The 12,272-nt window shown below is 70.1% G+C and carries 9 protein-coding genes and 1 riboswitch; of the genes, 4 read left to right on the top strand and 5 right to left on the bottom strand.

All coding sequences use genetic code 11. The annotated features are described in order from the left end of the window. The first annotated feature begins 15 nt into the window (after positions 1-15). Positions 16-972: a serine/threonine-protein kinase gene (locus tag ACFYS8_RS32590; protein ID WP_387648076.1), complete on the top strand. Its 957-nt coding sequence runs from the start codon at positions 16-18 to the stop codon at positions 970-972. Positions 973-1,107: 135 nt separating this feature from the next. After that, on the top strand, positions 1,108-2,991 hold the full coding sequence (locus ACFYS8_RS32585) for a M1 family aminopeptidase (RefSeq protein ID WP_387648073.1): 1,884 nt from the start codon (positions 1,108-1,110) through the stop codon (positions 2,989-2,991). A gap of 92 nt (positions 2,992-3,083) precedes the next feature. Here ACFYS8_RS32585 and ACFYS8_RS32580 read toward each other — a convergent pair whose 3' ends face one another. Further along, positions 3,084-4,334 carry a streptophobe family protein gene (locus ACFYS8_RS32580; protein WP_387648070.1) on the bottom strand — a complete coding sequence of 417 codons (1,251 nt, stop codon included), beginning with the start codon at positions 4,332-4,334 and terminating at the stop codon, positions 3,084-3,086. A gap of 1,406 nt (positions 4,335-5,740) precedes the next feature. On the opposite strand from ACFYS8_RS32580, the gene ACFYS8_RS32575 reads away from it, so the two are divergent. Next, positions 5,741-6,151: a DUF6777 domain-containing protein gene (locus ACFYS8_RS32575; protein ID WP_387648067.1), complete on the top strand. Its 411-nt coding sequence runs from the start codon at positions 5,741-5,743 to the stop codon at positions 6,149-6,151. A gap of 90 nt (positions 6,152-6,241) precedes the next feature. Here ACFYS8_RS32575 and ACFYS8_RS32570 read toward each other — a convergent pair whose 3' ends face one another. After that, the gene (locus tag ACFYS8_RS32570) at positions 6,242-6,802 is read right to left on the bottom strand and encodes a dihydrofolate reductase family protein (protein ID WP_387648065.1); all 561 of its coding nucleotides are present in this window, start codon (positions 6,800-6,802) and stop codon (positions 6,242-6,244) included. Between the two features lie 266 nt (positions 6,803-7,068). On the opposite strand from ACFYS8_RS32570, the gene ACFYS8_RS32565 reads away from it, so the two are divergent. Next, a complete protein-coding gene (locus ACFYS8_RS32565) occupies positions 7,069-8,196 on the top strand; it encodes a serine hydrolase domain-containing protein (RefSeq protein WP_387648062.1) in 1,128 nt (375 codons plus the stop codon). On the opposite strand, the gene ACFYS8_RS32560 is transcribed toward ACFYS8_RS32565, so the two are convergent. The 3 genes from ACFYS8_RS32560 to ACFYS8_RS32550 form a co-directional block, all read right to left on the bottom strand. Continuing rightward, positions 8,178-8,483: a DUF2087 domain-containing protein gene (locus ACFYS8_RS32560; protein WP_387648060.1), complete on the bottom strand. Its 306-nt coding sequence runs from the start codon at positions 8,481-8,483 to the stop codon at positions 8,178-8,180. The two genes, ACFYS8_RS32565 and ACFYS8_RS32560, sit on opposite strands and share 19 nt — an antisense overlap. Positions 8,484-8,649: 166 nt before the next feature. Next, a complete protein-coding gene (locus ACFYS8_RS32555; protein WP_387648239.1) occupies positions 8,650-9,852 on the bottom strand; it encodes an NRAMP family divalent metal transporter in 1,203 nt (400 codons plus the stop codon). 173 nt (positions 9,853-10,025) lie between these two features. Then, positions 10,026-11,282, bottom strand: a complete 1,257-nt coding sequence (locus ACFYS8_RS32550) for a magnesium transporter MgtE N-terminal domain-containing protein (protein ID WP_387648057.1) — start codon at positions 11,280-11,282, stop codon at positions 10,026-10,028. Between the two features lie 626 nt (positions 11,283-11,908). Then, positions 11,909-12,081: riboswitch (M-box (ykoK) riboswitch) on the bottom strand. Between the last annotated feature and the right edge of the window lie 191 nt (positions 12,082-12,272).

The following is a 12,272-nucleotide window of genomic DNA, read 5'->3' as shown; positions in this document are numbered from 1 at the left end:
CGGAGGAAGTTGACGATGACAGGGGAAGAGCCGCTCGCCGCCGCCGGGCAGGACGAACTCGGCGGCCGGACGCTCGCCGGATACCGGCTGGAGCACGTGATCGGGCGGGGCGGGATGGCAGTGGTCTACCGGGCCGAGGACCGCCGGCTGGGCCGCACCCTGGCGGTGAAGCTGCTGGCACCCGAACTGGCCCGCAACGAGACCTTCCGGCAGCGCTTCGTCCGGGAGTCCAGGGTGGCGGCGTCCCCCGATCATCCGAACATCGTCCCGGTGTACGAGGCCGGGGAGGTCGATGGCGTGCTGTACATCGCCATGCGGTACGTCCGAGGCCGGGACCTGCGCAGCCTGCTCGACCGGCAGGGCCCGTTGACGGTGCGCCAGACCGTACGGATCGCCGTGCGGGTGGCCAGCGCCCTGGACGCGGTGCACGCCCATGACCTCGTCCACCGCGACGTCAAGCCCGGTAGCGTGCTGATCGCCGAGGGCACCGACCCCGACCATCCGGAACATGCCTACCTCACTGATTTCGGGCTGACCAAGAAGTCGCTGTCGCTCACCGGCCTGACCAGCGTCGGACAGTTCGTCGGCACGCTGGACTACGTGGCCCCCGAGCAGATCTCCGGCAAGCCGGTGGACGGGCGCTGCGACGTGTACAGCCTGGGCTGCGTGGTGCACGAAATGCTCACGGGCAGTCCGCCGTTCCGCCGTGACGACGACCTGGCGCTGCTGTGGGCGCACCTCAACGACCGGCCACCCGACGCGCTGCAGCAGCGGGCGGACCTTCCCGGTGAGGTGGGCGCTGTCCTGCGGCGGGCGATGGCGAAACGGCCGGAGAGCCGGTACGCCGGCTGTCTGGAGTTTGTCGCGGCGCTGCGGGCCGCGTCCGACGTCCGGCCCGAACGGCCGCACCAGGCACCGTCGTTGCCCCCGGCGTGGGCGCGGCCGGTGTTCGACCCGGACGGGACGCGCTGACGGGTGCGCGCGGCGTGCCGGTGAGGGTGGGTGTCGTAACGATTGATGGCATGCACCTATCAATCCTGAGAGTTTGCTGGCAATCTGCCCCTCGGCCAGGGCCCCCACAGACCCTGGCAACCGAGAGGAGCACCGATGAGCGACAGACTCCGCGCCCTCGCCACCCGCGCCGCAGCGCTGCTGAGCACCACTGTGCTGGTGGCCGCCGGCACCGCGGCCCTGGCCGCCCCCACCGCCCAGGCCGTCCAGGGCAACAGTGGCACCGCGGCCGCGAGTTGCACAGCTACCCAGGTGGTGGCGAACGGCGGATTCGAGTCCGGCACCTCGCCGTGGACCTCGTCCAGCGGCGTGATCACCAGCGGGGGAGGCCAGAGCGCCCATGGCGGAACGTCCTTCGCCTGGCTGAACGGCTACGGCTCGGCCCACACCGACACGCTGGCGCAGACCGTCACCCTTCCCGCAGGCTGCACCAGCGCCAGCCTCAGCTTCTGGCTGCACGTGGACACGGCCGAGACCACCACGACCACGGCATACGACAAACTCACCGCCAAGATCGGCACCACCACCCTCGCCACCTACTCCAACCTGGACGCGGCGGCCGGCTACGTGAAGAAGACCTTCGACGTATCCGCCTACGCCGGACAGACCGTCAGCGTCTCGTTCAGCGGCGTCGAGGACTCCGGACAGCAGACCAGCTTCGTGCTGGACGACGTGGCGCTCGACGTCTCCGCGGGCGGGACCACCCCGCCGCCGACCACCGACGGCACCCGCACCCCCGCACCCACCGGATACACCGTCAACCTGACGAGTGACACCAGCGGCGCCAACTGGTCCGGCCACCAGAGCATCGGCTTCACCAACCCCTCGGCAACCCCGCTGACCGAGGTGTACCTGCGGCTGTGGGACAACTACCACGGCAGCTGCCCCACGACGCCGATCACCGTCAGCAACCTGACCGGCGGCACCACCGCGCCGCTCACCGTCGGCTGCACCGCACTCAAGGTCACCCTGCCCGCACCGCTCGCCCAGGGCGCGAGCGGCAGCGTCGGCTTCGACCTGTCCATCGCCGTCCCCTCCGGCGCGGACCGGTTCGGACGCGACGGCGCGTTCAACTTCATCGGCAACGCCCTGCCCGTGCTCGCCGTCCGCGACGCGGCCGGATGGCACCTCGACCCGTACACCAACAACGGCGAGTCCTTCTACACGCTGGCATCCGATTACACGGTCACCCTCGACCACCCGAGCAGCCTGCTCGTCCCCGCGACCGGCACCTCGGTGGACACCCCCGGCAGCAGCGGACGGACCGTCACCACCGCCACCGCCAAGAGCGTCCGCGAATTCGCCTGGGCGGCCGGGCCGTTCAGCAAGATATCCGGCACCTCGCCGGGCGGAGTCGCCGTCAGCGTGTACTCCGTCAGCAGCATCAGCTCGTCCAGCGCGCAGTCCATGCTGACCACCGCCAAGTCCGCCGTCGACTCCCACGCCGCGCGCTTCGGTGCCTACCCCTACGGCGAACTCGACGCGGTGATCGACAACAACTTCTGGTTCGGCGGCATGGAATACCCCGGCTTCGTGCTCGACCTGGTCTCCACCACCGCCCTCACCCACGAGATCGGCCACCAGTGGTGGTACGGCATCGTCGGCGACGACGAGTACAACAGCCCCTGGCTGGACGAGGCCTTCACCGACTACGCCACCGACCTCGCCCTCGGCGGTACCGGCACCAACTGCTGGAGCAGCGTCTCCTGGGCATCCTCCGCCGAGAAGATCACCAACTCGATGGCCTACTGGGACGCCAACTCCTCCCGCTACTCGACGGTCATCTACAACTACGGCAAGTGCGCCCTGCACGACCTGCGCCGCACCATCGGTGACACCGCGATGACCAAGCTGCTGCACGACTACGCGGCAGCGCACTGGTACGGGGTTTCCACCACAGCCGAGTTCAAGGCCGCCGCGCAGGCCGCGACGACCGTGGACCTGACCTCGTTCTGGACCCAGCACCGCATCGAAGGCTGAGCACCCGCCATCGGCCCCGCCCGCCCGTCCCGGACCTCCGCCGGGCGGGCCGGGCTGGCCGCTTCTCCTTCTGTTTCTGCATCGGTTCTCGGTCAGTGCGGTGCCCCTTCTTCGGGTGACGCCGGGTGACTGTGGGCCTGCGTGCCGGGACTCCGCCCGGCAAGGCGTGGCGCGAGGATTCCGCCGACGAAGCCCGCAAGGGCGCCCCAGCCTGCGGCCAGCGGGACCAGCGTGAGCAGATTTGGGTCCAGCACCGTCGAGCCCGTTCCTCCCAGACCAAGCAGCGACAGCCCGTACACGGCCGACACCCGGGTCAGCAGGCCGATCGTGAGCAGTGCCAGGGCCAGCACCACAGCGAGTTGTACGGCCGACCGCCACGCCGGGAGTGCCGGACGCGAACGGGCCGCCACCGCCACGCCGGTCGCCAGGATCAGCACTGATGCCAGCGGCAGCAGGAGCCACGCCCAGCCGTTCTGCTCCGCCAGCGACCCGAGGTCCAGCGTCACGTTCTTTCCGGAGTGCAGCACCGCCGCCAGCGGCTGCGGGAACGGCAGGCCCAGGCTGTCGTCCACATGCCCGTGCCAGGACCCGCCCATTCCGATGCCCAGCGCCATCCAGGCCAGGTTCGGAAGGCCCAGGCACAGCACCGCGAGCGTCTCCCGTGGCTCACTGCCCGTTGCCGTCGCGACCAGCCCGCTGATGAGGCCCAGCCCGACGCACAGCAGCAGCAACGACAGCACCGCGTGCACCGTCGGACGCAGCGTGCCGTGCCAGCGCACCCAGCGGGTCGGCAACGGCGTGCGGCGAGAGGCGGCCAGCGCCAGCAGGACGACCACCGCCAGCCACAGCAACCCGAAACCGACCGCCGGGCCGGGGTCGGCCCGGAACCCCACGACCGGGGCCGCGCCCAGCGCGCTGCCGAGCTGGTCGATCAGTGGATTGCCCGTCGACACCATGAAACTGTGCCGCGCCGCCCAGGAGAGCAGCAGCACCACGACCGTCCAACATCCTGCCAGTGCGAGAACTCGCGCGAGCAGAGCCCGTCCGCCCACCACCGGGTGTCGGCGCAGCGGGCGCAGAAACAGGAACGCCGCAGCGAGTGCCCCCGCCAGCGTGACCGACAGCGGGATGGCGGTGATCCCGCCCTGCGCGGTCGCCACGAAGGCGGCGCTGCCCTCGAGCTGGACCGGCGCCCCCATCGACATCAGTACCGTTGCAGCCAGCACCGCACCGAAACCGTCACCCGGCAGTTCGTCGGCGCGCGCCAGCCACAGCCCGAGTGCGGCCACGGCCGCCATCGCCACCAGCGAGCCCACGGCGGCCACCAGCGCGGAGACCAGCACGGTGACCCAGCCGGGCAGCGCCGAGCGGGGCCCGAGGCCCGGCTGCGGGGGAGCAGGAACAGGGGGCACGCGTCTCACCGGCCCTTCGAACTGAGCCCCCCGCGGGCAGCCGACCGGGACCGGCCGACCTTTCCAGCTTCGGACACCCCGCAAGGCAGGGCGAGTTACGGCTCGACCCGGGCGCGAGGCAGCGAGTTCGCCGGTGCTGGCGGACAATGGTGGATGCGCAGCGTGGCCTCGGGGGAGTCCGACTGAGAGGCAGTTCCGTGGCTGATCAGCCGACACCTCGGCAACCCGAAGAACCGGACAACGAGAACAACAACGCACCGCTGCCGCCTCACCGCCCCACCGAGGTGGTGGGCGAGTCGACCGACCCGCCGACGGAAGGGGTGGCAGACACATCCGGGGCCCCGACCGAGGCAGTTGGAGGCCCGGCGCCTGGTCGGGGATGCGCAGCGGCCTCGGAAGGAGGCACCGGGCGCGTACCGGGTGCGCCGGACGTCGTGGGTGACGGTGCCTCGGGCGCAGGCCCGCCGACGGAGCTGGTGGACGGAACATCGGGGCCTCCTGCAGCGGTAGCTGGTAGCTGGTAGCTGGTAGCTGGTGGCGAAGGGGCGTCGGTGGGCGACGGCGTCGGATCAGTGGGGCTCTGAGGGCTCTGCGGGATCCGCACGGTCCGGGCGGGGCCCGCGGAGTGATGGCGCGTCGGGTGGGGAGCCTCCGACCGAGTCGGTGGGCGGGACAGTCGAGCCTCCTTCAGGGGCGAACGGTGGGTCGGCGCCTGGGCGGGTGGATGCGCAGGGGGCCGGGCTGCGTGCGGAGAGCGACTGGCCGTCGAGTAACGGACCGGGCGGGTTGAGGTCAGGTTCTGGTACCGGTGGCGGCTCCGGGGCTGAGGCCGGGCCGCCGTCCGGTCCGTTGTCGGCAGGTGGCGCGGGCCAGTCGGACGGGGTGCGGCCGGTTGATGGCCTCGGGCGACGGGACGCCACCGCCGAGTGGTGGTGGGCGAGTGCTGGTCGGGGACGGTGGGGACGGTGATGGGGGGGTGGAAGGCGGTCGTGGTGGCGGTAGGGGCCGGCGCTGGCCGCCGCGGTGCTCGTCGTCGGTCTCGGTGTTGCGCTGGGCGTGGTGCTCAGCGGCGACTCCTCCGGTGGCGGGTCCGCCCAGAACGTGGCCCTCCAGCCCGCCGGGGCGGTCGGCCAGGAGCCGTTCACCGACTCCGTTGCCTACGCCGCTGGGACTGGTGCCGGCGGCTCAAGCGGGTACCCGACCGGTGGGGCAGGGACGGCCACCCCGGCCGTCACCCGCGGCACCGTGAAAGGTGACGAACCCGGTCTGTGCGGAGGTACGCGGGAGGTCGCCAGCTGTGACGTGCCGAAGCCGCCGTTCTGGTTGACAACCAGGGTGTGCCCCGGGTGCGGTGCGAGTGCGGCAATCCGCTGCTCCCGCCGAACGGCACGGGTGATACTTATACCGGCATGGCTTGGGCCTCCTTTCAGGCGAACGATGTGGTGACGGTCCAGCCAGCGGCGGCACCGGTGACGCAGATGGTGTTGGTTAACCAGGCCAGGGGCAGCCAGTTCGACTGGCCGGTCGGCGGGACTGGCAATTCGGACAGTTCGGCCACGCCCGGCGAATCCGGCTCAGGACCGTACACAAGCCAGCCCGGCAGTGCGTCGCCGTTCGGTCCTTCGTCCCCTGGCGGGCAGTCGGGGATGCCGTCAGGAGCTTCGGGATCATCGGGGAACAATTCTTCAGGGGCTGGGCCGGGTTCTGAACCTACTTCGCCATACGCCGGTGCCGGGACATCGGGATAGGCGAATACGGGTACAGCTGGGATCGATCGGTGGCGCTCCGGCAGGTGGGACGGCGGCGGGTCCGGGTATGCCGTGGAGCAGCGCCAGGTGTCAGTGGCGCAGGTATCGGAGCATGGTGACACCGCTTTCGAAGGTGTGTGTCTCGGCGAGGACCAGGTCGGTTCGCGTGTCGGACGGTGGAAACAGTGGTCGGCCACGGCCGAGCACCACAGGGTGGACATACAGGCTGTACTCGTCGATCAGGTCGAGCCGTCGGAATTCGGTGGCGAGGACGGCGCCGCCGACCGCGAGGTCGGACGCGGAGGCGGCCTTGAGAGAGGCAATCGCCTGCGGGTCGACGGCTCGGGCGATCGTGGTGTTCCAGTCGGCGTGGGTGAGGGTGCGGGAAAAGACGGTCTTCGGCATGTCGCGCCAGATGCGGGAGAACTCCACCATGGGCGGGGTGGCGGCCGGGTCCTGGTCGGCGGTCGGCCAGTAGCCCGCCATCAGCTGGTAGGTGACACGGCCATCGAGGAAGCCGCTCATCGCTGCCAGCCGTCGGTTGAAGTGCTTGTGCAACTGGTCGTCGATCAACTGCCAGCCGAGATCGCCTTCGGGGCCCTCGAAGTAGCCGTCGAGTGACACCGACATCATCAGGACAAGCTGGGACATCAGTGCCTCCTGATACATATGGCAATCAATGTGGTGTTCGGCAACGTACCCGGGCGATTGGCCGTCATAACGGCCATCGGAGCCCACGATCGCGAAATCTCCCTTCGGTGGACACCGGGGTCAACTGATCGGTTGATGGTCCATCAACTGATCGACAGGGAAGGGATATCCGATCGGCTTGAGAAGGCGTCGCGGCGGCCGGGCACACTCCAGACAACACGGAACAGAAGGTGCGAAGGTGGCACCCCAGTTGAAAGGGGATCAACATGCGTGAACTGCAGAGCATGCTGGACAGCCGGGTCGCGGACGGCACGGTGCCGGGTGCGGTGGCACTGGTGGCCCGAGGAGGGGCGGTGGAAGTCGCGACGGCAGGCGATCTGACCAGGGAGTCCCTGGTGCGGATCGCGTCGATCGGGAAGCCGATGATGGCCGCCGCAGTACTGCAACTGGTCGACGACGGCGCCTTCGGCCTGGACGATCCGGTGGAGCACTGGCTGCCGGAGCTCGCCGATCGCCGGGTGGTGCGAACACCGCAGTCGCCGGTCACGGACACCGTGGCTGCCGACAGGCCGATCACGGTGCGGGACCTTCTCGAATCCCGGGCGGGGTACGGATTTCCGGCGGATTTCTCGCTGCCGGCCCTGGCGCCATTGGTCGGCGAACTGCTGCAGGGGCCACCCCAGCCACAGAAGGTGATGCCACCGGACGAGTGGTTGGCGGCGCTGGCCCGCATCCCGATGCTCCATCAGCCGGGGGAGGCATGGCTGTACAACATCTGCTCGGACATCCAGGGCGTATTGGTGTCCCGTGCAAGCGGGCAGTTGCTCGACGAGGCGCTGGCAGAGCGGTTGTTCGAGCCGTTGGGGATGGCCGACACCGGCTTCTCCGCACCATCTGGCGAGGCCGACCGACTCAGCCCGCTGTACCGGCCGAACCCGGACGGGGCACCGACCGTGGTGGACCCGCCGGGCGGGCAGTGGAGCATTCTCCCGGCATTTCCCTCGGGGGCCGGTGGTCTGGTGTCGAGCCTGGACGACGTACTCACGTTCCAGCGAATGTTGCTGTCCGGCGGCCGGGCCGAAGACGGACGGCACGTCATGTCCGAGCGCGCAGTCTGGCAGATGACCACCAACTACCTGACGGAACAACAGCGTGCGGACAGCGAGCTGTTCCTGGAGGGTCAGGGATGGGGCTTCGGCGGATCGGTGGACGTGACACGTCGCGAGCCGTGGAACGCACGAGGCCGGTACGGCTGGGTGGGCGGCACCGGGACGGCGGCCCACCTCGTCCCGACGACCGGGCTGGTGACAATCCTGCTCACCCAGCAGGAGATGACTGGCCCCACCCCGCCACCGCTGATGCGGGAGTTCTGGCGCTACGCGGCGGGCGGCTGAGTATCCGGCGAGGCGGCGGCGTCGGAGCGGCGGTAGCTGGATCCGTCCCGGGTGCGGGTCAGCAGTTGGGCCTCGATCAGATAGCGACGAAGCATGGAGGTGTCGGAATGGACGGTGAGTAGCACGTCATTGACCTCGCGCTCGCTGTACGAGCGGTCGGGCTCGAACAGGGACTGTGCGAGGTGGGAGAGCAGGGCGGTGCGACGGGCCGGCTTGCGAGGGATCGACGTCAGACGGCCCTCGCTGAAGAAAGCGGCAAGGACGGTCGGCGTTGCGTTGGCGGACATGACATGAAGCCTTGCAGGGCGGCTGCTGGGCGGACAACCGGATTTCGACGCGGGACGCCGGCCCGAGGGCCGGCGTCACCGACAGAGGAGAACATGCATGCGTATGACGAACGTACGGTGGGCCGCTGTGCTGGTATTGCTGCTGCGGTGCCGACGGGGCATCAGCTCAGGCCAGGCCGAACCAGCTGAGGACGGTCTGCACCAGCAGGATGGTGGACATCAGGGCCACCCCGACCACCACCGTGGTCGCGGCGATCCGGTACCGGCGGCCGTTCGCGGCATCGCCGAGCAGCGAACGGCGGTTGGTGAGTACCAGCAGGTACACCAGCACGATCGGGCTGATCAGCCCCTGGAGCACCTGAGTACCGATCAACAACTGAATGACGTCCACGGGCGTCAACGCCACGATCGCGCCCAGGGCGAGCTGTGCAGTGAACACACCGAGGAACAACGGTGCGTCGCGGAACCGCCTGGAGACCGAGCGCTCCACCCCGACGGCCTCGCCGATCGCGTAGCCGGCGGACAGCGGGACCACGGCGCCGGCCAGGGCGGAGGCACCCAACAGTCCGAAAGCGAACAGCAGTTCCGCGCCCGGTCCGGCCACCGGCTCCAGAGCCCGGGCCGCCTCGGCCGCGGACTGCAAGGGACCGGTCCCGCCGATCGCAGACGCGGTGGCCACAATGATGGTCAGGCTGATGACGCATGCGAACACCGCTCCGAGTACGGCGTCCGCCCTGATCAGCTTGTAGTCCTCCGGCTTCGCTCCGCGGTCCACCACCCCGGCCGCGGCGTAGAACTGCATGTACGGGCTGACGGTTGTTCCGATCAGGGCCACCGCGAGGAGAATGAAGTCGCTGGACGGCTCGAGGTGCGGAGTCACCAGGTGCTTGCCGACGTCGCCCCAGTGCGGGTGGCCGAGGATCATGGCGATCGGGTAGGCGAAGAACGCCAGCGACATCACCAGGAAGATTCGCTCGGCCCACCGGTACGAGCCGAACAGCACCAGCGCCCACAGCAGCACGGCGGCCGGCGGAACGACCGCCCACTTCGGTACGCCGAGCAGTTCGAACGCCGCGCCGATTCCGGCGAATTCACTGACCACCAGGCCGGTGTTGGCCAGCAGCAGGCAGCCGACCGCCAGGGCAGTCAGCCGGAGACTGAACTGCTCGCGGATCAGGGCGCCGAGACCCTTTCCGGTGTACGCCCCGAGACGGACGGCCATCTCCTGGACCATCACCAGGGCGACGGTGACCAGCACCATGAAGAACAGCGTGCCGTAGGTGAACTGGGATCCGGCCGAGGCATAGGTGGCGATGCCCGCGGCGTCGTTGCCCGCGTTGGCGGCGACCAGTCCGGGCCCGGCGATCATCGCCACGGCGGCGATCCGGCGCAACCCGCGCCTGCGGCCGCGTGGCGGTGCAGGGGCGGCGGCCGGCCCGGAGAGGGTTGCGGTGACGCCGAGTTCGGTCGCTGCAACGCCGACCGGGGCCGAAGCGGCCTGCGGCGCAGTGGAATCGGTAGCGATGGGGTCGAGGTGGGCGTTCACTGGCGGAACCTCCGGAAGTGCAGGCGCCCGCGTTCGGGCAGCAGGGCGTCGAGGATGTCGTCGGCGAGGATGCGGCCCAGAGGGCGTCCGTCCTCGCCGACCACCAGGAGGGAGGACTTGCGAGCGGCCATCAGCTGGTCGGCGGCCTGGGCGAGCCGGGTGTCCGGGGTGAGCGTCACCGGCGCACCGAACTGGGCCAGCCAGTCCGCCAGCTCGGAGATCCGGGTGGAGTCCTCGGCCACCGCCAGCTCGAACAGCGGCACGTCGGCTACCAGCCGTCCGGCGGCGTCGAGCACCACCACGGCGTCGATCTCGGCGCGGTGCTCTGCCTGGGCGGCAAGGTCGGCCCGGACTTCCGAAACGGTCTGTTCCAGCCGGACCGTGACCAGCCGGGTCGTCATGGCGCCACCGGCGGTGCCCTCGCGGTGGGAGAGGAGGTCTCGGAGCTCGGCGGCCTCCTCGCTGGGCATCCGCTCCAGCAGACTCTCCCGTTCACGGGGCGCCAGATCGCGCAGCGCGTCGGCGGCTTCGTCGGGCTCCATCGCATCGACCAGCCGTGCGGCATGCTCCGGCTGGGCCTCGCGGAGCAGGTTCTCGAGCTCGGCCGGCACCATTTCCTCCAGAGCGTCCGCGGCCTGCTCCGGCTCCAACCAGCCCAGGAGTTCCTGGCGTTCGCTGCGGCCGAGGTCCTCCAGGATGTCGGCCAGATCGGCGGGGCGGAGCCGGTGCAAGGCGGAGCGTGAGGCACGCAACCGGACTTCCGTGGGGCCGTCGGTGGCCTGCTCGCCGAACGGAGCGACAGACTGCCAGTCCAGGACGCGCTCCGGCGTCGGTCGGACCTGCCAACGGCGCGGGCCGAGTCGGCGCAGCAGCGTCGGCAGCGAGACGTCCACCCCGACCAGGACCACCCGGCCCACCAGCGGGGCCAGGTACAGATCGGCGGCCCTGGTCACCTGGACGCCGTCCACATCGACGAGTTGGTGGTCCAGCACGTCGCGGGCCAGCAGCACCTCACCGGGACGGCGCTGGAAGTCCCGCAGGTCGACCCGGGAGGCGCGCAACCGGACCTGTCCGGCCGTGAGACGTCCGATCGCATTCGCCGGGAGGAAGGCCCGGCGACGTCCGATCCGCAGGATCAGACCGGTCATCGGTGGATACGGCTCCGGGCCGTACAGCCGGGCGACCACATCGGTGAGCCGTCCGACCTCCGCGCCCGCCTGATTGGTGACGGACGCTCCGATCAGCCCGGCCAAGGAGACAAGGGAGGAACGCACCGCACGGCCGGCGGTGGCGCGGTGGCCCAGACCGGTCCGGCGATCGCGGAGCCTGGAAGAAGTCGAATTGAAAAGTGTGTTGGTGGCCATGGCGAACACCCCTCTGCCCCGGCGAGGCGGGGCCGACGGGCGATTCGAGACAGCTCCTCATGAGTGCCGGTCAACTTCCGCGACCAGGTCCCAGTTCGGCCTGGCGGAAACGGCTCGGCCGGGTGCGGTGGGCTCCGGGGTGGCCCGGTCGCGGGCGGTTCACCGAGCGGGCCGACGGCAGCGGACCGCCGAGCGCCCCACAGCAGGCGGCACGAAGCCGTGGCGGAGCCCATGGCGAGGCCGGACCCGACCGGGCCGGACCGCAGCCAGGCGCAGCCACGGACCGGGCATGCCGGAGGACGGCAGACCGCGGCCGGGTACCAGCGGCGCTCGACCGAGCAGGGTCACGGAATCAGTGAAGGAGGAACTGTCTCAAACCGCAGAAAAACGGCGAGGACGAATCGGGAAGGGGCTGACTGTGCCCCGGACTACTGCAGTCCATCTCGCCTCCTCCCGATTCTGACCAGCGAGTCCCACTCGCGGCCGCGCGGCAGGCGACCAGGCCACGACGGCCCGGCGCACCCCAACTCGTCAGAGCTTTGGCACTCCACGGCGTGTCCCCAGGTCAGGGGAAGCCACTTGGGATCACCCCTTGGGCCGGGGAGACCTGTCCTGATCCGGAGCGTCTCTCGACGGGTGGGATCAGTGGCCTGTGTCCGTGAAGACGCCTCACCGAACGAGGTGTCTGTCCTGTGCGACCAGGATAGGGCCACTGCCACCCCCGCAACCCCATGCTTGACCAGGGTTTGACCCCAACGTGGTCGGACCTGGGGAAATGGCGGACACGGGCCGACCGGCCGAAGGGAGAACTCGGGGCGCGCACGGGGGCGGTGGAGGTGGCCGGATGGGCGGGGGTTGTGGCTGAACCGCAATGCGCCG

The organism is Kitasatospora sp. NPDC004615, assembly GCF_042873545.1.
Lineage (GTDB): Bacteria > Actinomycetota > Actinomycetes > Streptomycetales > Streptomycetaceae > Kitasatospora.
This window is presented reverse-complemented; position numbering and strand designations above follow the sequence as displayed.